Genomic DNA, 21,149 nt, shown 5'->3' with positions numbered 1-21,149 from the left:
CCGATTGCCCGCGTAGGGGCCGCCGCGCTACCGTCAACGCGGCGGTAGTGATCGCCCGACTCCGATGCTGCGCGTCCCCACGTGACCAGCAGCGCCGGCGGACAAGGTTCTGTCGAATCTCACTCACCGATCACCTGTGCTTGAAATGCCGAAGTGCGGGACGTGGGACCGCACGGGATGACGAGCACGCGTGACGCGCAACCGCAAGAAGAAGTTGGCCATCCGAGCCGAGGCCGATGGCGGCAGCCACGCCCGTGCCGCCCGACTTCACACCCCCGCCCCCAAGGAAATCCTGACGGCCGACCTCCATGACCGCCTGATCAACGCGTTCCAAGTCGAGGGCTGGCCTGTAGAGACCGACGGGTTTCCCGAAGGCGGCATCTGGACCAGCTGGCTTGGGCCGGTCTGGTCCATGCTCTCCCGGCCGGGTGGAACGGACACCGAGGCAGATCCCGACGACCCGGATCATTACGACCTCACCACCGTCCCTGAGCTGACCCTCATCACGCCCAAGATCCCCATCAACTCCGGGGAAGCGATGGTGCTCACCCTGCCTGGCACCACACCACTCACGGACCTCGTGCACACGGTAGGAGAGGAGCTCGGACGCGCCCGTGCATCCAAGGTCGACGAACTGGTCAATAACGCGCAATGCTCCCTGTGTGGCGACAGGTACCCGGCCGCCCACCTGCTGCCGGCCACCGAGCACGACCGGCTTCTCCACTGCCCCTTCTGCGTATTCGACGGCGACACCCTCGGCGGTCACCCGCTGCGCCTGGCCTACCTCATCGACGCGCTGACCGACGAGGATGCCGCCGCGCCAGCAGGCTGGTCAGCAGTGACCGCTCCCTTGGCCTGCGCCGCCGGCCCGGACTTCCGCGAACGACTCGAAGGCGACGACGGCGTTCTGCGGCTACCGCTACCGCACTGGTTCGACCCGGGCCAGGTCTGGGTGTGGCTTCCGCCCGGCGACTTGCCGCCGGCCCTGCAGGGACTGGGACCAGGCACAAGCCTGAACACCCTTGTCATGGCGGTCGAGGCCGCCCACCCCGACCTGCGCGACCGCTTCCACGCCGAAATGGCCGGCATCCTGGAAGAGGACGAGAAGGACAGCCCTCCAGCAGCGCAGGACTACCTGGTCGAACAGCTGTGGCCGGCTGTCATCTGCTACGCCGTCACCACGGCTACCCAGTTCAGGGAACGACCGCACCGCCAATCACCATGGGACCTCCTCACCGACGGCTTCGAAGAGGGCACTCTGGCCGACCACTTCCACCAGATCGGCAGCACCCTGATCCCCCAGTCCTTCCGGTCGATGCTCACTCTGACGATCGGTGTGCCGCTCATCTCCAACGTCCTCGGCTTGAAGCCGGATTACGAGCACTGACAGCTCGCGCCCACCGACACCGGTACGGCTCTGGCCCTCTCCCTGCGGGGAGAGGGCCAGAGCTGGACGCAGCGTGACAGGAGCAGCTCACGACTTCCGGCAGACGGATCCCGCAGCGGGCACCTCTGTCAACAACACAGTCGGCCTCGGGAGTGCCGGTTTGTGACGTCAGTAGTTCCAGCGTTCCAGGACGGGTACGTCCGCGGCGCCCTACTGCCAGCCCCTTACGGGAGGCGGAAGTTCCTCTCCAGCACCTGATCCACGACATCCCGCATGATCGGTCGATCGTTGGCGACGTCGCCGAGATCGACCACTGCCAGCAGCGCGCACGTCAGGACGGCCATGTGGTTCGGGCCGGGCTGGTCGCTCCCTGCCCTCTCCGCCCGCCAGCTGTAGTACCAGGCCAGGACATCGCGCTCTCCGTCCGCTGGGAGCTGCCTGAGGAGCTCGGTGATGAAGGCAACCGCCTCGGCCCGGTCCTGTGCGCTCAGGTCCGCGACGGCACCGCTACCAACAATCCGTTCGGCCAGCAGTTCGCGCACCTTGACGACGCCAGCCGCGTCCTCGCCAGCAGTCTGCCGGTTCCCCAAGAACAGGCTGGCGACCGATGCGATGAGGAAGACGGTCGCACCCTGGGTGTCTTCCATGGCCGGGACAGGCCGGTATTTCTTGATGAACCGGACGGCCTTCTTACGGCGGGCAGACGGCTCGCTCGCCGCCAGTACCAGCGACCAGGCCATGTGCACGGCATCGGCCGGCGGCAAGCGGTCAGCGAGTTCATCAGTGACGGGCATGGCGGTTCCTCCCAGAATCGCAAGGCGCGCTCACAGACTGGAGGCGCACGGGCAGAGCCCGCGCCGGGGGCGGGCTGCATCCCCGCTGCCGCAGGAACCAGTGGGAGGCCGGCTGCTCTCCGGGACCGAGTTTGCCGTTCAACGGCACCCCAGCTCAAGCCCGACTTCGGTCGCGCCTCGCTCAGTCACTCGATGCCAACTGGCATCGTTGACAGCGGAGCCCGCCCGGAGGCCCTTCGCACGTCGTCCCGGGCGGGCCACCGACGGCCATCCGCTGTTCAGAGTGTGCAGCTCCCTACCCCACGGGTCACGCCGTGGGCGTCTCCGCAACCGGCGTGAGGTCCAATACTCGGCGCCCCAGGATTCGGACCGCACACGGACCGCACATGTCTCCGGCTCCCGTGACGTACAGCTGGGCGTCGGTTGTGTAGCACTTCGGGCAGTACGGACGTCCGGTAGTCTGCGCGCGCTCCTCTGCTGGGCACAGGCGCGGACCTCCGATCAGGCCGGTGATGATGACACGGCCGCAGTGCGCGCACTCCAGGCCGTACAGCGCATCACGTTCACAGCGGGGACACCGAGCACCGGCCGGAACTACCGCTACCGGGGCAGGCGAGAAGGCTGAGACCGGAGCGATCAGGCCGGCGGCCTTGAAGCATCCCGGGCGGGAAACGGCGATCGCGGTGGTGTGAGAGGCGGTCATAGTCGAGGGGCTCCTTCGGAGAGGCCGGGGCGTCGGCCTTATTGAGCCCGAACCGTTCGGGGCCGACACAGCTCCGGCGAATCCCGCCCGCGTCCATGAGCTCCGAAGAAGACAGCCTCCGTATCGCGGCCGCGGCGCAACCGCGCCTCGCCACCCTGCGTTGGAAGTTCCCCACCCGAAGGGGCTCGCCGCCGGGAGGCGGGCGTGGGGCGCGCGCGTGACTATGGTCGTGTGGAGGCGCAGATGCGGGCCGCGCTGGCCCGCCGGCTTCAGGACCTGACTGCGGCGCCGTTCCTGTTCGTCGGCAGCGGCATGTCGCGGCGCTACCTTGCGCTGCCGGGGTGGGAGGAGCTGCTGGAGCAGTTCTGCTCGGACCTGCCCCGGCCGTACGACTACTACCGGGCCACCGCCGGGGCGGATCTCCCGGCAGTGGCGAGTCTGATGGCGCGCGACTTCCACGAGCTGTGGTGGTCGGATGCCTACGCCGACCAGCGGGCGGGCGGCGCGGTGCCGACGGGCCCGCAGTCCGCGTTGAAGATCGCCATCGCGCACGACCTGGCCTTCCGCTCGGACCTGGCCGCCTCCCCGCATCTGGCCGACGGTGGCCTGGCCGAGGAGGTGCAGCTGCTGGGGCAGGCCACCGTAGACGGGGTCATCACCACCAACTACGACACCCTGCTCTCGCAGATCTTCGCCGACTTCCGTCCGTACGTCGGGCAGGACCAGCTGCTGTTCAGCGACGCGCAGGGCATCGCCGAGACCTACTACATCCACGGCAACACCGACCAGCCCGAGAGCCTGGTGCTGACGGCCGAGGACTACCGGCGGTTCGAGGAACGCAACGCCTACCTGGCCGCCAAACTGCTGACGATCTTCGTCGAGCATCCGGTGATCTTTCTCGGCTACAGCCTGTCCGACCGCAACGTCCACAGCATCCTGTCCGCGATCACCGCATGCCTGACCAGCAGCAACATCGGCCATCTCGCCAACCGGCTGATCGTCGTCGAATGGGACCCAGCCGCCACCGAACCGCACATGGGACCCTCGACGCTCGTCTTCGACCAGACTCTGGTGCCGATCACCCTGATCCGGGCCGCCGACTTCAGGACCGTCTTCGAGGTCCTGGCCGGCCTGGAGCGGCCGTTCCCCGCCGCTCTCCTACGGCGGCTGTCCGATCACGTCTACCAACTGGTCAGGAACCCGCCCAGCGAGCCGTCCGCTCTCGCGGTCGCCGACATCGACAGCGCGGACGCGGCCGGCCTGCGGGTGGTCTTCGGCGTCGGCCGGTTCAACGACAGCGACGTCGCCGGCCTCGGATACCGCAGCCTGACCCGCACCGACCTGGTTCACGACGTGCTGGGCACTGCGACCAAGCCCCTGGACGCCTCCTCCGTGCTGGCCTCCACGCTGCCGCAACTGCTGCGTACGACCCCGTACGTGCCAGTGTGGAAGTACCTGCGCCAGGCTGGACGCCTGACCGGCGGCAGCACCGTCGACACCAGCGGCTTGGACGACCGCGTCGCCGCCGCCGTCACCCGGGGCATCGGCGTGCTCGGTCCCAGCCCCTACTACGCCCGGCGGTTCAAGCGGCTGTCCCCACTGCCGCGAACGCCTCGTGAGCTGGAAGCGCACGGCCTCGTGGAACTGATCAACTGCTGCCCGCTGCTGGATCCGGGCCAGTACCCACCCGCGGAGCTGCGGGACGTCCTGGTCGAGCGCATGGACGAATGCGGTCAAGGCACCTCGCACGCGACCGCGTTCCACAAGTGCGTGTGCCTCTACGACCTGCTGACCTACGGCCCGCCCTCCCAGGAACCCAATGTACCTACGCCTGATTGAGTCGGGGCGGGACAACCGACTCGGCGCCGATCCCGCTGCGGAGGTCGCTGGGCGAGGAGGGTGAGTACAGCCCCACCGCCCCGCACCGCACCGCAGGGAGACCCCGCACGCCCATGGGCGTTGATTTTCCGGCCGGCGCCGCTCCGTCTCAGGCTCTCAGCGGCCTTCCTCTTTCGGGGCCGTACGGCGATGCCGCCCTTTCCCCGGGCCGAGCGCGGGGCGATCCCACTCGGTCGGCTCCTCCTTCACCGGCTGCGGCGGATACAGCAGCGCCTTCGCGGCGTCCAGGTTCTCGACGACGCCGATCGTCTCCCACTCGGTGCCGTTCCACTCCTGAATGACCCGAGGAGCGTCCGGCTCTACGTGCGCCGCTCGATGCCGGTCCTCGGTGAGTGGCACCGCCCGCAGTCGGCCTTTCGAGGCGGCCCGGCGCTCCTCGCGCCGCCGTGCCCACTCCTCCAGCGGTTCCTCGTTCATCGGAGCATCGTGGCGCAAGCGCGCTCGGCCCGGCCACCCTCGCACGTCAAGCCCGCCCGGCGTCTCTCGGGACAGCGGCGCCGGGAGCCAGCCATCTACGACTCCCTCCACCGCGCCCGCACCGAACTGAGCATCGCGCCTGAACCGGCACCGCGCCCGGCCGGCTCCCGCAGGCCGGCGAACCGCCCGCCGCACGGGGACGGCGCGGCGGGCGCCGCTGATGCTCCTACTTCGCCCGTTGGAACCGGGAGACCTCCACGGCCCACTGCGCCACCGCTTCAAGGTCTCCCCGCGGCCGCGGCCGGCCGGCCGCGGCCGCGATCCGGGGGTAGGCCGGATGCATGTCGTGATCGGCCCCGGTGACCAGAGCGGACAGCAACGGCGCGGTCCCCGCGCGGCTCCGGTCCACCTCGATGAGCACGCTGGTTTGCTGGTTCCGCTCGAGGGCGGGCAGACCCGGCGGGAGCTGGGCGCGAATCTGCGCCCAGGTGAGCGTCGTGCCGGTTGCTGCCGCCTTCTGCAGGATGGTCTTGACCGCGGCGGCCAGCGCGTCGAGCTTCACCCGCGCGGGGCTCTCCGGCTTCCCGGCCGCCGTGGGCTTCGTGCGGGCACGGGGCTCAGTGGCCGGGGTGCGCGCCGGGTGTCGCTGTCGCGCCTTGCGACCCCAGCTGGCGACCCGCTTGCGTTCGGGGTCCCTGAGGTTGGGGCCTGCGATGTTCGCGGCCCTCGTCAACTCCTCCACCAGCTGCGCCAGCTCATCGTCGGCCAGGAGGTCGCTCTCACGGTCGAGCCGCTCCAGCAGGGCACGCGCTCGTGCTGCCGACTCCTTCGCCCGGTTCGGCTTCTTGCTCTTGGCCGGCGCCGGGCTCTTCGCGGCGGGGGCCGGCCGGTGGTGCAACGGCCTGCGCAAGGCCGCCTTGGCTGGGGACTGATCGGCGTAGTCGTGCTCGCGCAGATAGGCGCGGGCCGCGGCCAGGATGCGGTGCTCCTCGGCGCTGGCACCCCGCCGGGTCAGGGACGCGGCCTGCTGAATCCCCGCGCGGACATCCCACGCCCGCCGTTCGCGGACCGAGCCCTCCAGTTCCTTGAAGATGCGGCGCTGGTACTCCTCGTGGGTGGCCAGCCATGCTTTGGCCTCCGCCAAGGCCCTCTCAGCCTCGGCCCGCGCCGTGGAGGACAGGCCGTCCAGGAAGGCGCTGCTGCCGTTGCAGAGCCGGCGCACGTGGTCCACCGTCCCCGTCCGCTGCGCCGCCTCCAGGCCGCGGACGAACGTGACCACACTCTCCGGCAGAGCTCCTCGGCCGGCAGACGGCCCCGGTACGGCTGACCGGCTTCCGGCGGCGGCACGGTCGCGCAGGATGCGGGAGGCGGCAGGGGTGAGCAGGCCCTCGTCCGTCCACGTGCACTCGCTGAACGGGACCCACTCGGTGGGGCGGGCTAGGCTCTGGGTTCCGACCCACACGCGGCGACTCGCGCCGTCGCTGTCGCACCTGACGCGGTAGACGTAGGGGCAGCCTGCGAGCACGTCCGGAGCCGGCACCACGCCGGGGCCGAGGATCACGGCGCCCTGACGCTCCCAGTCCGGCTCCACGGCGGCGTCCATGTGGATGCGCAGGGGAACGCCGTCCTCCAGGTCGACGTCGACGAGGGAGCCGATCGGCGGCGGAAAGGCGAATTGGGCGGCTCGGCCGAACTCGAGCAGCGAGCGCGACATCGCCGACTTCACGTACAGGTGATCCGCGCTGGACTCGCCGACGGACGGTCGACGGCAGGTGTTCGGGGCGCCGTTCGGCAGCGGATTGTGCTGGAAGTGACACTGGCGATCCACGTAGAGCTTGGTGGCGAGCTGGCCCCCGCAGCCGCCCAGGAGCAGCCCGCACCAGAACGTGTCTTGCTGGTGGGCGTGCCGGAAGACGTCGAGCTCGATCGCCTCGGTCGGCAGGATGATCGGGACATCGGAGTGTTCATCACCGATGACCGCGGTCTGCACCAGTCTCGTGTCCCGCACCACGTCGCCCCCATTGAACTCTCTGCAGCAAACGATAGATCGCTGGATACAGACGCGAGGGAGTTCCACCGACAGCGGACCCACCAGTAGGCCGGCAGGGCAACCGGCGGGCCGGAACGTACCGAGTGGACGTCCGCACCTGGGCTCCAGATGAGGGGGTCAGGAGCAGTTGAAGCCGTCCCGGCGCCGTCCGCGCAAGACGCGTCGGTACTCCTCGGCCGCCGGGCCGCTGACGTGCTCGCCGCTGGCGACGCGGTCCTCGCTGGTCATCAGGTGCGCGTCTCCTTCGTGCGGTCGACGGTGAGCTCGTCCTCATGGTCCTCGTCGTCCTGGTGGTCGTCGGCGGGCCAGATGCCGAATGGGCCGGACAGGCCAGGGCCAGCAGCGCCGAGCTGGGCGGCCCCGCCCTTGAGTCGATGGTGAGCACGGATCACGGACGCGGTTCTCCTGAGGCAGACGAGCGTTACATCCTTATGGTGGCCTCTGCCGGAAGGCGGGAAGGCGCGTACGCGCCTTCCCGCCTTCCTCACGACAGTCGTCTACAGGCTCAAAATCGGGCTGGCCCGGGGTACGGAACCACGCGATTGACGTGGGGCCGAGGTCAATGAAGCGTGGACGCCTGGTGCAGGCGCTGCGCAAGATCGGTTGACTCGGTAGATGTGCGGTGGACTGCTGACACGCGATTCCCTCCTGCCATGTGCGCGTGCACGTTGGCGAGGCCGAGCCTGCGCTGCCAGGGCCCCTGTCGAACGCCGACCGTCTGGATTCGGGCAGCGGGGCAGATCGTGATGCTGTTACGGAAGAAGAAGCCGCGCCAAGTGGCGAAGTACCCATTGCCGAGGCGGTAGCCGAGCGCCCTGTGGAAGAGCGTCGCCCTGCGGGCCTTCCCAGGCGCCGGAATGGGAGCGTGGAGATGGGCCACGGCGTCCGCCCCAAGGAGATGGAGCACCAACTTCTCGGCGACGGTGCGCGGGCACACAGGCAGCAGCACGCCGGGTTTTCCCGCTCCGGCCACGGCCACCCGCACCTCGACCCAGTTGAACCGTCGCCACAGAACGGGCTGATGAATTTCGATGGATGCGACGCGGGAGGCTCGGTAGGTGTACTGCTGGGTGTCGAACAGGCCATGGTCGGTGCGGTAGCTGCCCTCGGCGATGCGGGTGACCGACCACCGGCTGTAGGTGAAAAGTCGCCGTCCCGTCAGCTTCCAAACCTTGGGCACAAAGGCGACCAGCGTCGAGAGGGTGAACAGCTGGCCGGAGAGAACGTACGGGCCTACGCCGATTCCGATGAGGAGGAGCGACTTGAGGTTCGTTCCGAGATCAAGGAGGAGAGCCACGACGAGGTCCGTAGTCTTGACCTGGTGAAGCCGCTCGTCGGCGGTGTCTTCGGCGAGGATGCGGGCCTTGAGCGCTCTCGCCTGATTGAGGGTGAGGTAGGAGAGGGTCATCGTCGTGCCCGACATCACGACTCGGAGGGTGCAGACCCCAAGGAGCCTGCCGAAGAAGGGCTGGCCGATGTCGACGCTCTGGACGTGGTGAAGCTCGCAGTGACGTCGGACCTTGAAGAGCAGGCCACTGCGGTACTCGAGTTCGTCACCATCCAGGCTGTAGTGGCTCAACCTCCACGACGTAATGAACAGGCTCAGGACGACCGCGACAACCACCGTCACGGCTGTACAGGCGACCCAAAGAGGCACGTCGATCTTGTTCCTCGCGCCTGAAGTCCCGACGCTGAAGAGGTTGTGCTGCTGGTACGCCAGACCTGCAAGCGCGGCAAGCACGGCCCAACTGCGCCGCAGCGGGGTGGCCGGATGAAGGCGGCCCTGCAAGGGAGACAGCGTCATACCGGCAGCCTCCGCTTCCGGGCGAGGTCGGTCAGCCGGTCGCGCAGCTCGTACGCCGTCTGCGGGTCGACGTCGGCGATGGCGTTACGCCCAGCCGCGCTGCTGATGGTCACGGTGGCCAGGTCGTAGCGGCGCTGGATGGGGCCGGATACGACGTTGACCTCCTGTATCCGGGCGTAGGCCAGGACCGTGAACCGCCGATGGAGAAGACCGGCGCGTATGTACAGCTCCTCATCGCCCAGGTGGTAGCCGCGAAAGAGCCAACCGGCCTTGATGCGGTCCCAGCGCCAGACGTACAGACCGACGGGAACCAGGACGAGGAACACCAGCGCCGGATGCCACCAGCTGACCATCTCGTGCCAGGTCCGTGCCTTGCTCAAGAGCGTGTGGATGAGGGTGGTGCCGGTCGCGGCCGTCGCTCCGATCAGGGCGCTCATGCCCAGGATCTGCAACGCGGCCGCAATCCGGTGGACGCGAACGGTGCGCGCTGGGTGCTGGGTCATCTCTACGCGGTCGAGCGTGAAGGGTGGTTCGGGTCTGATGTAGCGGGCCATGCCGGAGGTCCTGCTTCCCTTGAGCGAGACGGTGTGCACAGCGGAGCGTCGTCGTGCACGGCTCACTCAGCGAGGCGCCGCGAATCTTGATGAAGGGTTACATCGCCGCTGCGTGCGGCCGCCGGCGCCGTGGGCTCCGTGGTGAGAGGCCGTAACGAAGCAGTCGTACAGCCGTGCGGCATCGCTCGTTCAGGACAGGTCAGGGAAGGGCCGGACCGCGGCTTGGGACGCGCTCGTCTCCCGGGTTACGAACGGCAGTCGGAACCCACCAGGTGCCCGCGCGTCCCAAGCTCCTCTCAACCGATGGGTCGTGTCCAGCCGAGCTCGGGTGACCGCACACCCGTGATCCCTGGCCGGTCGCGGTACGGATAGAGAGGAGTGGCGGCTGCCGCCTCGGGGAACGACTCGGCAGGGCTGATCGCACAGGGCGGGCCGGGCCACTCGGTCTGCGCCCAGTGGATCGCCGCCCGGCGGCTCCACTCGCGGCGCAGGGTCACGCCAGTCTCGGGCAGCCAGACGATCCAGTCGCCGCGGCCGTGCCGACGGTGGCTCCACAGAGCGAGGAGAACGAGGCCGATGATGGCTTCGGCAGCGGCCAGAGGCAGGAGCAGAAGGCGGGCCGCCTCGTCGGCGGCTGTGGCGAGGAGAGCAGCCACTGTCGCGCCGGTCAGCCACGCAGGCCAGTACCAGTACGGGCGAGGCTCAAGGGTTCCGCGATGCGCCAGAAGCGCTCCGACCAGCAGGCCACTGGCTGTGACAGCCAGGAAGAGTGTGCCGGTGACGAGCGTCAGGAAGGCGCATACCGCAGCCCCGCACGCAAGACTGCTGGCGGTCTTGCGATCTTGTGCCTGCGGCATCGTGCTCTTCCCTTCGGTCCTGCGAAAGATCTCTACGTCAGTTGGCGCGGCCCGGGCCCAGGGACTCCTGAGCTGCGGAGTTCCAGCCTCAGGTCGTAGGTATTTGGCCAGCTGTTCACTCGATCGGGTCACTGTACGCGGCCGCTATTTCGTCGCAGAAACGGTTGGCGTAGCGTCGCGGCACTTGCCTGCTGAGTTTGGCGGGGGAGCGGATGACGAGGTGAGAGGGCGGGGTCGGTGAGCAAGGGGGGCCAGGAAGCCTGGCGTGCACGAGGATCATGCCGGACGGGAGACCCGGAAGAGCTTTTCGTTCAAGGCTCGGCTCAGAGCAGAGCAAAAGCTATTTGCACTGGCTGCCCGGTGCGGACCGAATGCCTCGCATACGCCCTCGATCACAGGGAAGAGCATGGTGTTTGGGGTGGAATGACCGAACGTGAGCGCCGCGCTCTCTTGCGCAGGCGTCCGACCGTCACGTCGTGGCGGGGCCTGCTCACCGCAGCCCGTACGGAGCACGACCGACGCGCCGTCACCGAGAGCGCTTGGAGCGTTCGGCAGGAGTCCTCGACGAAGAGCGCCGGCTCGTCCGTTGCTTGACCAGTGGAGGAGACCCGCTGGCGATGCTTGCTACTCCGGCCGCCGGCCGCAGTTCGGACACGGGGATTCAAGCCCGGGGCTGTAGACGGCGTCGCAGTCCTGGCAAACCGCCAGATGAACGTAGTTGCAGCTGCAGCCGTCGTCGGTGCATGAGGCAGCGCCAGGGCACATGTACGGGTCCCGCCCGGGCGCCGGGCGCGGCAGACGCTCCCTTGGAGGGAGGGTCTCCAGGTAGGCGCGGTAGACCGGGTTCTCCCGCGTCGGGCAGCCCTCCGGACACGGACCGGACAGCCACGGGTCATGCCCTGGGATCGGGTCAGTCACTTCGCAGCGGGGAGCGATCCACGGGTCCCAGACGGCGCGGTAGTACGCACTGCGCTCGCGTCGCACGGCCTTGGCGGCATCGGTGTACGACTCGCCGGTGTCCTCTCCGCGGCGGCGTACAAGGCTCTTACGGGCGTGATCAGCAGGCATGGCAGCTCCGTGGGCATTCAGAAGGTCTGAATGCGCTGGTGCAGAGCACCTTTCCGTAGCGCGTCAGCCGGGCCGACAACGCGGGCCTGCGCACGGCCCGCCCCACGAGACTCTGGGGCGCGCCGAGCGTAGCAGCCTCTGGGAGCCGCGTCAGGCGGCGCCAGCCGCACGGGGGCAATGCAGGGCCGGGGGGCCTTGCTGCCTCTGCAGGATGGCGAACTGCCGGAGGGGTAGGCGTGTTGCGCCGCCCGTCTGATCGCCTTGGGCGACTGACTGCGCGCCGGGCCGTTGAGGAAGAGGAGCGGTAGGTCCGGCAGCTCGTGCCCCAGTCGGACAGTAGGGGGTCACAGGGATCGCATGACGGCAACGACCTTGCCCAGGATCACCCCGTCTTCTCCCAGCTTGATCGGTTGGTAGGCCAGGTTGCACGGCATCAACCAGGCGCCGTCGTCCGCGATACGGAGCTTCTTCACGGTCGCCTCACCGTCGCTCAGGAGAGCGGCCACGATATCGCCGGGCTCGGCGTTGCTCTGACGGCGCACGGTCACCACATCGCCATCACGGATGCCAGCATCGATCATGCTCTGGCCGGCGACCAGGAGCGCAAACAGGTCACCGTGACCAACTACCGCGCGAGGCATTGGGAGCACGTCTTGGACATCCTGTTCGGCCAGGATCGGCGGTCCGGCGGCGATGCGTCCTACGAGCGGGACATGCGCCACGGCGGCCGCTCGCGCTGCCTTGGCGGCCCGCACGGCCACGTCCTGCTCAAAGGGGGTAGGCAGCTGGTGGGCGTCGACCAGGTCCTGGGCGTGGGGGGTGAGGGCATACGCCCGGGGGCGCTGAGGGTCACGGCGCAGGAAGCTCTTGCGCTCGAGTGCCTGGAGCTGGTGAGCGACCGAGCTGGTGCTGGAGAGCTTCACCGCTTGCCCGATCTCACGCATCGAGGGCGGGTATCCGCGCTCTCGGACGGAGTTCAGGATGCAGGTCAGGACGGCGCGCTGGCGCGACGTCAGGCCGTCAGCGTCCTCTCGGATGCCCGGCGGTCGGCCGGGAAGAGCAGTATCGGCGTGCATGGAAACCCCCCTCACGATCTTGCGTGGAACCGAACGTAACCGCATGTATCCAGAAAGGGAACATTATTTCGATGCGAGCTCTGGCTACGGCCCCGCCCCGAACCGCGTAGGCGCCTCTTGGCGAACACCCCTCCGAGACGTGCCACGGTTGAGGCAGTCCGGCATCGATCTGCAGCGGGCTCCTCACCGCGGCAGAAAGCCTGCACACCCCGGGGGAGAGACGGAGCCTGACGGCTCTACACGATTCCGGGTCGGGGCGGCGATGGATCCTCTACGGTCGCGCCATGACTGTTCTGATCGTCGGCGGCAGTGGATTCCTCGGGGCTGAGCTTGTCCGCCAATCGACAACAGCAGGGCACACGACTGCCGCGACCTTCGCGTCCAGGCCCGGCAGCGCCCCGGCTGCAACGTGGTACGAGCTGGATCTTCGGAACCCTGACCGCCTCGAAGCTGTGATGGCGGAGGCGAGGCCCAGCGTCGTGATCAACGCCACCAGCAGTGACGCTGACTGGACAGTCACAGCTGAGGGCCCCATCCGCTTGGCCATGGCTGCGGCCCAGCACGACAGCCGCCTGGTCCACGTTTCCAGCGACGCGGTGTTCTCCGGCCTGGGCCGCGTTCATTATGACGAAGCCTGTGATCCTGACCCGCTGACCCCGTACGGCGCCGCAAAGGCTGCGGCGGAGACAGGCGTACGCCTCCTGTACCCGGCTGCCGTCATCGCTCGCACCTCACTCATCATCGGCGGCACCGAATCCGCACATGTGCGCATCGTCCACGACCTCGCAGCCGGCCGCCGAGATGGAGCGCTGTTCACCGACGACATCCGCTGCCCCGTGCACGTCACCGATCTCGCTGCCGCCCTGCTGGAACTCGCCGCCACCGGCGCGCACGGCGTACACCACCTTGCGGGCGCCCATGCCGTTAGCCGCCATGAGCTCGGCGTGCTCATCGCCCGCCGCGACCGGCTAGACCCCTCCCGACTGGCCCAGGGCCTGCGGGCGGACACAGCGCTTCCCGGGGCACTCGATGTCCGCCTCGACAGCCGCAGCACCCAACGCAAACTCCGCACCACCCTCCGCGGCGCCCACGACTTCCTTGCCACCAGCGTCTGAGCGCCGACCGTGTGTCGCCGTGGCGCGAAACAGCGCTCGGCGGCCGATGCGACTCCGCCCCCAGAACCACCAGCCGCTCGGTCTGCATATGGTGCTCCCTACTTCCCGCCCGAAACGCCGATCCGACCTGACGGAGCCCGTGTGCCTTCCCCTCCCGAGCACGAGCGTGCAGAGATCCTGCTGCCGGCCATGGCCCGCGCTCTGGGCCGCATCCGCTACCTCGCCAAAGACCTCCCCGACATCGCCGACGTGTTCGACGACATGGACCAGGCCATCGCCGACGGCATCTCCATACCCGTCGAGGAGGTTCCGGAGATGACCGGCACGGCCGAGTCCCTCAGTGAGAGCGAGCGCGCCATGGACGCGCTCTTGTCCCGAGCGCTGCTGAAACTGCCGGAGGACCTGACGGCCGGGCTACCCGAGGACCACTTCGACAGAGCAACGCAGCAACAGTTTCAGACCTCTTGGCAGAAGGCTGCCGAGGCCATCGCCGCTGGTGAGCTGAACCAAGCCACCCAGGTACTCCAGCACACCCCTTACTCGGCGCTCGCGCGTATCGAGGAAGGGCTCGCACACTGGGCGCACTGCCTGCATGCAGCGGAGTTCCGGCGGAACCCGCCTGAGCGCACCTGATGTCCTCGTCGACGGACAGCTATCCGCGAGCCATGACGTGAGGGCAGATCCACCTTCACCGAGAAACCGCCCTTGTGGCGACCACGGTTACCCTGCCTGTCGGCGTCTTGGTCTTCGTCTCGCGGTTCTCAGCTGGGCGGCCGGTTCGGCTCGGCACGTCGACTACGTTCCGTTGTCAGTGCCGGATGCGAGGATGGCGACACCCCGGCCGAAGCACCTGCCGACTGGGGACGCTCAGAGACTTTGGAGTAACCGCATGAACCGCAGTGAGCTGGTGGCAGCGCTCGCAGACCGGGCCGAGGTGACCCGTAAGGACGCTGACGCCGTTCTGGCCGCCTTCGCCGATGTCGTCGGCGACATCGTCTCCAAGGGCGACGAGAAGGTCACCATCCCCGGATTCCTCGCCTTCGAGCGCACTCACCGTGCCGCTCGCACCGCCCGTAACCCGCAGACCGGCGACCCGATCAACATCCCGGCCGGCTACAGCGTGAAGGTCTCGGCCGGTTCCAAGCTGAAGGAAGCCGCCAAGGGCAAGTAGCGGGTCATCGAAGCGGGGCCCCCACCAGATGGTGGGGGCCCCGCTTCCTGCGGACTGGATTCAGGCGGGCTTCCTTTTCGGCCCGCTAGGCGTTCTTCTTCCGGAGAGCTCCACCTCGGCCGCGCATGGTCGTCTCGGCTTCGCCGAGCAGAGTATGGACGAATCCGTACGACTTCCCCTGCTCGTCCGAGATAGCCCGGACCGAGGCGCCAGCGTCGTACTTCTTCTTGAAGTCGGCGGCGAGCTTACGTCGCGCGTCGCCAGTGATCTGAATCTTCTTCGGCATGATCGGAGGCTCTCTTCGTTCACGGTGTTACGTCGTCGTTGCCCGACGAGCATCGCCCTGGAGCCCAGGGGAAGCGACGGTCTGCGAATTCTGCGTGGAGAAAGGGACACGGGCGCGTGTTCACTTCAGTCTGAGCGGCCGGTGCGCTCCATTTCCGCGAGGTAGTCGGCGAGCGCCTGGGCGGCGGTGGTGCGCATGACCCGAACGTGTGGAGCAGCCTGCTCGGCCAGGTGCAGCGCAGTCTCAAGATCGAACTGATGGCTGGCAACCCAGGCGCCACGTCCTGCGTGGTAGTCGTCCCATTCGGCGTCGGTAACCGGCTCTCGGTCGCCTCCAGGCCACTGGTACCCCCAGGACCACTTCCCGTCGGATCCGAGGGAGCACAGTTCGTTGCGAATGACTCGATAGCGTCCGGATCCGTTGTACTCGACGGTGATGGTGAAAGCCTCGCGGTCGGGGACGTCCTCGGGAAGCAGGTTCACGGAGAACCGTGTCGGCCGGACGACGGGCCGGCGCTCTTGCGGGGCTGGGGTAGGTGTCTGTTGATCGGGGGTTGTGGACATGCAGTCGATCGTCACGCTTGAGGTGGCCAGACTCCCAGCGACCGCGAATCCAAGGTGCGGCTGAGGCACGGCGCCGGGGGCGGGTCCGACCTGGATGGCTTCGTATAACGGGAACATCGGGCTTCACGGCGCCGAGGAAGATACGAGCAACTTGGCACGTCCACCCGAATCCGGCGCAGCCTCACGATATCGACAGCACGAGAGGCCGAGCACCAGCGCGGGGGGTTGCGCAAATGGTCTCGGCCTCTGCTCGCAGACTACGCCTAACCGGCCAATAAGCGACAGCCCTTTTCGGTCGCCAGCCCCTTCCGTGGCCGACCGGGCAGAGCCGTAGACGAGAGTGGCAACAGGCAACAAGGACAACTCCATCCCCGGCCCGTGAAGCGTCGGAACACTGAGCTCATGACTCAGCACGCCTTACGCGGCCACGCCCGTCCCTCCGGGTTCATTCAGTCGGTGATCACCTCGTACGGAGAAGGTCATCACGACGCTCCGAGTGGCAACGCCCTTCGCGTAGACGCCCGCCCGCTCCGCAACCCGCCTGACGACCCTGCCGTCCGTGAGCGCATGCTCCACTCCACCGGCCTGGACCCTGAGGTACGCCACTACGTCATGTCCACGCACGGAGCAGAACAGCTCGTCGACCGCAGCGTGCAACGCGCACTGGCTCTCCTCCGGCTCCCAGCTCCGCCCCGCGGACAGCTGCACCGCGTCGATGTTCATGTCCTGTGTGTCGGCGGCCGGCACCGATCCGTTGCACTGGCCGAGGAGATCTCCACCCAGCTGCAGGCCGTGGGCATCGGGTGTGAGGTCGAACACCGCCACATCGATCGGCCCGTCCTGAACCGATGGGTTCCTAAGCTGACGGAGCACGAGGCCGCGGTCCTTCACCTGCTGGCGCGAGGGTACTCGTACACCGAGATCGCTACCGCGCTCCGGGTGCGCTCCCAGACTGTCGGCCTCCTCGTCGCCAGGCTCCGGGGAGTACTTCGAGCCCGGACCGCCGCGCAGGCCGTCGCCGTCGGCTACGAGACCGAGCTGCTGCTGGCTCGACCTCACGCGGGGGCCTTGCGGCGGTCAACGAGCGACAGAAGCGGATGTGAGTAGGGCTCCAGTGCGGAACACTGGCTGTGTCGGGCGCCGACGACGTGGGTGTCGGATCTCACCGTGGACGGCCCACGGGGTGCCGGTGCGATCGAGCCCTGGCCCGTGCGGAGACGACAGCGTTGGTCACCGCAGTTCGTCCTGCGGCGGGCGGCGGGGGACGAGCAGGTTGAAGGGAGTGGGAGGCAGGTCCAGGCGCGGGCCAGCGTCGTCTCCGGTGTACTGACCTCCGCAGGAGCAGAAGCTCCCCTCGTAGACGAAGCAGTGCTGGAAGTGCCTTCCGTGAGGGTGCCCCGGAATGGTGTTCATGCGGTTCATCCTTTCGAACAGCAATCGGTCAGACAGGCTGGGGGAGCGGCGGACCGGGCACGTACGCCGGCTGCGGCTGGGACGCGTGGTGGCCGTCCGGCTCCAGAAGGAGCTGCCCGTGCTCGCTGGGTGTAAGACGTTGATCAGCCAGCTCCCAGACCTGCACACGCCGCGCATCCCCGATTTCCAGGGTCAGAACTCCCTTGGCGCCCGCGATGAGGGAGGCCCCCAACGCCGCGGTGAAACGCTCCCGGTCCCGGTCCTGAACCCCCGGCTTCGGACCAGCCTCCACCGCGAGCGAGTATGCGCCGAGTTCGAAACCAGCGGCCTTGGCCACCAGGGTGACCAGGCCATACGCAGCGGTCGATGGCGCACCGCCGAGCACCTCATCGACGAGGGCTTGCAGGACGCGGGCAGAACAGCCCCTGGCCCAAGCCTCCGCTTGAGGACCAAAGCGAGACTGTGCCGCACCGAACACCTTCCGACAGCGGATCATCATGGCCCACGCCGACTGCTCCCTGCGCATCTGCCGCAGCATCTCCTCTGGAGACTCCCCAGCGAACGGCCACAGCTCATCCACCGGGTGCAAGCGGTGCGCGTACGCGTCGAAGCCAGCCTTCGAGCGAGGGTCGAGCCCCACGTCGTTACATGCGCGGATGTAGGCAAAGTCGACCAAGGGCGCCAGCAGCGGCTGTTCGCCTTTCGTCAGAGCTTCCTCCGCCCGGGCATGCACGCTGCGCCAGTACAGGGTGAACGACTGACCGCTGCCGCGGGCTTCCGGTACGAAGGCGAGATCACGCTCGTCGACGGCAACCAGCATGCTGGCGCGAGACTCTCCCTGCTCTCGGTCCCTCATGGGTTGGGCCCCCTCCTCACGGGCGGAGTCCCTCCCCGTCCGCGAACCCACTCTGCTCTATCTGGCCGGGCGCAGGGAACGACGGCGAGAACTAGGCCGAACGCCAGTCGCTGTCGAGGAGGAGCTCGGCCTCGGCCCAGGGGCCGTCGTATGTCGGCGGACCGAAGAGGAGCGGGGAACCGGAGTCCGCGCTGCCCCGCAGCATCTTCGTCCAGTCGTCCCATGTCCCAAGGTCCGCGCCAACGGCGCCGAAACGGCCCTCCACGACCGTGCGTACGGACTTGCTACTGCTCCTGTCGAGCACGGCCAGGGCCGCCCTCGTCTCCAGAGCACTGACAACCCACCCGGTTGACGCGAGCTTGTGAGCGCTGATGCCCAGAGGCGCTGCGGGATGCCATGAGAGGAAGCGGCGGTGCTCGTCGACGTAGGCACGCAGGGCGTCGTCGAGCGCAACGACCGGCAACCCCAGCTCCGCGGCGACGCACTCATGCTCGCGGCCCTTGATGGGTGCCGGCTGCTGGGGGACGCCGTTGACGATGTGCATCATGCGCAGATCGATCATGCTCAACGCCAACGCGTTGACCTCGGACTCAGCCAACGGGAGATGGTTCACGGGTACTCCTTGTGAAAGCTGGTGCGGCTTGGGTGACAAGGAAGCTGCACGCGCGGTCGGCGTACTCAGGCGCATCCGCCCGACGCTCTTGCCGCCCACCACGAGACACGAGAAGTCGCGAGGATGTTGTGCCGTCGCGAATCACGCCTGCGGCGCCTGACCCGGCTGCCTCTTGAGCTCCGACCCGGTGGTCAGGGGGCCGGCCCCGCCGGCACCCTGACCACGCTCGGGTCCAAGGCGCGGGCGTGCCGGACCTAGGGTGATCGCATGCAAGATGACCTGGACACCTGCGAGGGCCAAAGCTCGCTGTTCGACCTGCCAGCTGCTGATGAGATGCCGGACGGCGGATGGTCGTACGAGGCGTACGTCCACTTCCTCGGTGCCCCGGACATCGCAGCGCTCCCCGGCAACCTCGAGCGATCCGGCACGGCCACCTGGGAGTGGCTGACCGGCGCTGCTCGCTGGCCCGGCGCACCGGGCGGCGCCGTACTCGTCTCCATGCAGACCGAGGAAGACATCGCTCAGGCACTGTGGGAAACGGTCGAAGCCTTGGAGGAGACCGGGCTTCGCGTCACCGAAGTGCGCGACGTCTTGCGGGTGACCTCCCCGGCCGCCGAGGCCCAGCCGGAGGACGAAGCCGCCGCCCTGGTGAACAACAAGCTAGGGCGGCGGCCTGGGCGCGAACTCCTTGTCGAGCTGGAAGACGCGCGGAGTGCCTGGCTCGAACGGGCCGGCATCACCCTCGAACGTGGCTTGGAGCAGACTGCGCAGATCCGGGTTTGGTGGGAGCAGCACCCTCTTGGTGACGACGGCTCCTCCCAGCTGCGGACGCTCACCGACCTCTCCAGCCGGTGCCTGGAAGGCACCTGACACCCTTCCTCGCCTACAACTACGACCGCTGTCGCAGGGGCTTGGGCGTGTAGCTGTCTGAGTCCCACGGACTCAGACAGCTGACGAGGGCCAGCGGCTCAGATTGGCCGCATCTCGACACGACATCAGGCATCGAGCTACGACTGCTCTTGGCCCAGATGCAGGTCCACGACGAGACGATGGCCTTCCAGTGGACGGAGAAGTGCACTGAGTGCACCCAGCGCCCGGGCCAGTTCCCCGTCGTCCAGGTCGACGGCCTCGTTCGGATCGCTCTGCCCCTCGGCGTAGAGCTCCACGTCCTGGCCGACGAAGCCGGCGTGGCTCATTCCCAGCTTCGTCTCCATAGCCTCGAAAATGGCGATCGTGTAGCGGTCTCTGCCCGGCACAAGGGTGCGTACCCGACGGGCGGCTACCCGGCGCCACGCGCTCTCTTCCGCTTCTGCAGCGCTCTCGCGGATTGCGGTGAGCGTCTGCGGGTCGAGAAGGGGGAGTAGGGCGCGGACTGCCCTGGTGTGCTCCGCGCGCCGTGCCGCTTGCAGGGCGACTTCAGCACAGCACTCCGACCGCCAGCACATGCATCGCTGGCAGTCTGAGCAGTCCTGAGCCCAGGGGTAGCCGCATCGGCAGTCGAAAGCCCGGCAGCCGGGCTTGTGGGTGGTCTGTTCCGGCCGTGTGGGCGCAGGGTGATCGAGTTCGGTCAGGTCACGATGTGCCTCTACGATGCCGGCCGAAAGGGGCAGGCCGTCGCGGGCCAGGATCTCAGCCACATCAGTGCACGCCTGCCGCCATATGGCACGTGCGTACGCCTCTACCTGTTCGCCGGCGAGCAGAGGGAGAAGAAGTTCGACGGGGTGGCTCTCGCGCATGGTTCTCCAGTCGGTGCAGTGTGAATCTGCCCGTCCTGAGGTGGCCGGGCAGCCGCCGACCGGTCGGTCCCGTAGAAGAGCTACCGGTTCCTGATCGACGTCTGCGCATCCCACGGCGTCAAGGGGGTGCGGTGCGAGGAACTGCGAATCCTGACGGCGTCAGCCTGGAGCGCTACCGGTTAACCACGCCCGCGCCGACATGGTGGAGAGGTTCAGCGTGCCGGGCAGTGACCGCAGGAGCAGTGGTTTGTGGCAGCGGCGGCGTGAGCCTGACGAACGGCGGAAACCGCAGCGGCGTACGACGACCGGACATATGTGCTCAGGTCCGTGGGCCCGTACGGCGCCTGGTCCGAGCCGTGGCGGCGAGCCAGGTTCGCTGCGTAGAGGGTGTTGACGGCTGCGTGCTCCAGAATCGTGGCGGTCCGCAACGCCGCTGAATCGCTGGTAGTACGCAGGTGTCTCACTGCCTCGAACAGGCTCATGGCGATGTGCCCGCCGTGCTCCCGGTCAGGGTTGAACGCGTGATCAGTGAACGGCTCGACAGTCTCGGCGATCCATCCGGCCAGGGCATCGCGAAGCTCGGCGAGGGCACGGGCTGGTGACAACTCGTGCGGTTGGGAGCCGAGGTCAGCTTCATCGGCGGGGAACAAGTGGGCCCTGTAATCGAACATGCGGTTGTGGAGGTCCTTCAGATGTGGCTGCCCGGCGGAACGTGCCAGCCAGAGTCGGAGGCGACAGGCAAGTGCCTAGTGCGATCGTGACAGTCAATCCGGCCAGTGGCTCAAAG

General features: G+C 68.0%; 23 protein-coding genes. 8 read left to right on the top strand and 15 right to left on the bottom strand.

Annotation, left to right across the window (positions count from 1 at the left end; translation table 11 throughout):
- The first annotated feature begins 190 nt into the window (after positions 1 to 190).
- A complete protein-coding gene (locus tag ACWCQM_RS18280; RefSeq protein ID WP_450916245.1) occupies positions 191 to 1,387 on the top strand; it encodes a hypothetical protein in 1,197 nt (398 codons plus the stop codon).
- A 224-nt stretch (positions 1,388 to 1,611) separates the two neighbouring features.
- Here ACWCQM_RS18280 and ACWCQM_RS18275 read toward each other — a convergent pair whose 3' ends face one another.
- Positions 1,612 to 2,181, bottom strand: a complete 570-nt coding sequence (locus ACWCQM_RS18275; RefSeq protein WP_450916244.1) for a hypothetical protein — start codon at positions 2,179 to 2,181, stop codon at positions 1,612 to 1,614.
- A 934-nt stretch (positions 2,182 to 3,115) separates the two neighbouring features.
- On the opposite strand from ACWCQM_RS18275, the gene ACWCQM_RS18270 reads away from it, so the two are divergent.
- Positions 3,116 to 4,723, top strand: coding sequence for an SIR2 family protein (locus tag ACWCQM_RS18270; RefSeq protein WP_351867274.1), 1,608 nt, complete (start codon positions 3,116 to 3,118; stop codon positions 4,721 to 4,723).
- A gap of 156 nt (positions 4,724 to 4,879) precedes the next feature.
- On the opposite strand, the gene ACWCQM_RS18265 is transcribed toward ACWCQM_RS18270, so the two are convergent.
- The 6 genes from ACWCQM_RS18265 to ACWCQM_RS18240 all read right to left on the bottom strand — a co-directional run bounded on the left by ACWCQM_RS18265 (position 4,880) and on the right by ACWCQM_RS18240 (position 10,465).
- On the bottom strand, positions 4,880 to 5,200 hold the full coding sequence (locus tag ACWCQM_RS18265; RefSeq protein ID WP_351867271.1) for a DUF6087 family protein: 321 nt from the start codon (positions 5,198 to 5,200) through the stop codon (positions 4,880 to 4,882).
- Positions 5,201 to 5,426: 226 nt separating this feature from the next.
- Positions 5,427 to 7,208, bottom strand: coding sequence for a hypothetical protein (locus ACWCQM_RS18260; RefSeq protein ID WP_450916243.1), 1,782 nt, complete (start codon positions 7,206 to 7,208; stop codon positions 5,427 to 5,429).
- 269 nt (positions 7,209 to 7,477) lie between these two features.
- Positions 7,478 to 7,642: a hypothetical protein gene (locus ACWCQM_RS18255; protein ID WP_351867265.1), complete on the bottom strand. Its 165-nt coding sequence runs from the start codon at positions 7,640 to 7,642 to the stop codon at positions 7,478 to 7,480.
- Between the two features lie 167 nt (positions 7,643 to 7,809).
- Positions 7,810 to 9,054 (bottom strand): PH domain-containing protein, encoded by a 1,245-nt coding sequence (locus ACWCQM_RS18250; RefSeq protein WP_450916242.1) that lies wholly within the window; start codon positions 9,052 to 9,054, stop codon positions 7,810 to 7,812.
- Entirely contained in the window at positions 9,051 to 9,608 is a 558-nt protein-coding gene (locus ACWCQM_RS18245) for a PH domain-containing protein (RefSeq protein WP_332758406.1), read from the bottom strand. Before ACWCQM_RS18245 ends, ACWCQM_RS18250 begins: the two co-directional genes overlap by 4 nt.
- Positions 9,609 to 9,904: 296 nt before the next feature.
- Positions 9,905 to 10,465, bottom strand: coding sequence for a hypothetical protein (locus tag ACWCQM_RS18240; RefSeq protein ID WP_351867258.1), 561 nt, complete (start codon positions 10,463 to 10,465; stop codon positions 9,905 to 9,907).
- Positions 10,466 to 10,702: 237 nt separating this feature from the next.
- On the opposite strand from ACWCQM_RS18240, the gene ACWCQM_RS18235 reads away from it, so the two are divergent.
- Entirely contained in the window at positions 10,703 to 11,059 is a 357-nt protein-coding gene (locus tag ACWCQM_RS18235) for a WhiB family transcriptional regulator (RefSeq protein WP_450916241.1), read from the top strand.
- A gap of 818 nt (positions 11,060 to 11,877) precedes the next feature.
- On the opposite strand, the gene lexA is transcribed toward ACWCQM_RS18235, so the two are convergent.
- Positions 11,878 to 12,609 (bottom strand): transcriptional repressor LexA, encoded by a 732-nt coding sequence (gene lexA / locus ACWCQM_RS18230; protein WP_450916240.1) that lies wholly within the window; start codon positions 12,607 to 12,609, stop codon positions 11,878 to 11,880.
- A 284-nt stretch (positions 12,610 to 12,893) separates the two neighbouring features.
- On the opposite strand from lexA, the gene ACWCQM_RS18225 reads away from it, so the two are divergent.
- From ACWCQM_RS18225 to ACWCQM_RS18215, 3 genes are all read left to right on the top strand, one after another.
- Positions 12,894 to 13,724, top strand: coding sequence for an SDR family oxidoreductase (locus ACWCQM_RS18225; protein ID WP_351867249.1), 831 nt, complete (start codon positions 12,894 to 12,896; stop codon positions 13,722 to 13,724).
- Between the two features lie 141 nt (positions 13,725 to 13,865).
- Positions 13,866 to 14,357 (top strand): hypothetical protein, encoded by a 492-nt coding sequence (locus ACWCQM_RS18220; RefSeq protein WP_450916239.1) that lies wholly within the window; start codon positions 13,866 to 13,868, stop codon positions 14,355 to 14,357.
- 256 nt (positions 14,358 to 14,613) lie between these two features.
- A complete protein-coding gene (locus ACWCQM_RS18215) occupies positions 14,614 to 14,895 on the top strand; it encodes an HU family DNA-binding protein (protein WP_332758400.1) in 282 nt (93 codons plus the stop codon).
- Between the two features lie 85 nt (positions 14,896 to 14,980).
- Here the strand turns inward: ACWCQM_RS18215 and ACWCQM_RS18210 are convergent, their stop codons facing one another.
- Complete coding sequence (locus ACWCQM_RS18210) at positions 14,981 to 15,181, bottom strand: helix-turn-helix domain-containing protein (protein WP_351867241.1); 201 nt, start codon at positions 15,179 to 15,181, stop codon at positions 14,981 to 14,983.
- Between the two features lie 125 nt (positions 15,182 to 15,306).
- Positions 15,307 to 15,663, bottom strand: coding sequence for a hypothetical protein (locus ACWCQM_RS18205; RefSeq protein ID WP_351867239.1), 357 nt, complete (start codon positions 15,661 to 15,663; stop codon positions 15,307 to 15,309).
- A gap of 483 nt (positions 15,664 to 16,146) precedes the next feature.
- On the opposite strand from ACWCQM_RS18205, the gene ACWCQM_RS18200 reads away from it, so the two are divergent.
- The gene (locus ACWCQM_RS18200; protein WP_450916238.1) at positions 16,147 to 16,851 is read left to right on the top strand and encodes a RapZ C-terminal domain-containing protein; all 705 of its coding nucleotides are present in this window, start codon (positions 16,147 to 16,149) and stop codon (positions 16,849 to 16,851) included.
- A gap of 123 nt (positions 16,852 to 16,974) precedes the next feature.
- On the opposite strand, the gene ACWCQM_RS18195 is transcribed toward ACWCQM_RS18200, so the two are convergent.
- From ACWCQM_RS18195 to ACWCQM_RS18185, 3 genes are all read right to left on the bottom strand, one after another.
- Positions 16,975 to 17,157, bottom strand: a complete 183-nt coding sequence (locus tag ACWCQM_RS18195; RefSeq protein WP_351867234.1) for a hypothetical protein — start codon at positions 17,155 to 17,157, stop codon at positions 16,975 to 16,977.
- Positions 17,158 to 17,185: 28 nt separating this feature from the next.
- Positions 17,186 to 17,977, bottom strand: coding sequence for a hypothetical protein (locus tag ACWCQM_RS18190; protein WP_351867232.1), 792 nt, complete (start codon positions 17,975 to 17,977; stop codon positions 17,186 to 17,188).
- Positions 17,978 to 18,104: 127 nt separating this feature from the next.
- Entirely contained in the window at positions 18,105 to 18,626 is a 522-nt protein-coding gene (locus tag ACWCQM_RS18185; protein WP_351867229.1) for a hypothetical protein, read from the bottom strand.
- Positions 18,627 to 18,893: 267 nt separating this feature from the next.
- Here ACWCQM_RS18185 and ACWCQM_RS18180 point away from each other — a divergent pair, with 267 nt between their 5' ends.
- A complete protein-coding gene (locus ACWCQM_RS18180; protein WP_450916237.1) occupies positions 18,894 to 19,496 on the top strand; it encodes a hypothetical protein in 603 nt (200 codons plus the stop codon).
- A 137-nt stretch (positions 19,497 to 19,633) separates the two neighbouring features.
- Here ACWCQM_RS18180 and ACWCQM_RS18175 read toward each other — a convergent pair whose 3' ends face one another.
- Together ACWCQM_RS18175 and ACWCQM_RS18170 are read right to left on the bottom strand one after the other, a co-directional pair.
- Positions 19,634 to 20,362, bottom strand: a complete 729-nt coding sequence (locus ACWCQM_RS18175) for a hypothetical protein (RefSeq protein ID WP_450916236.1) — start codon at positions 20,360 to 20,362, stop codon at positions 19,634 to 19,636.
- A gap of 212 nt (positions 20,363 to 20,574) precedes the next feature.
- A complete protein-coding gene (locus ACWCQM_RS18170) occupies positions 20,575 to 21,033 on the bottom strand; it encodes a hypothetical protein (protein WP_450916235.1) in 459 nt (152 codons plus the stop codon).
- Positions 21,034 to 21,149: the final 116 nt, after the last annotated feature.

This window comes from Streptomyces sp. NPDC002125 (assembly GCF_053593715.1).
This window is presented reverse-complemented; position numbering and strand designations above follow the sequence as displayed.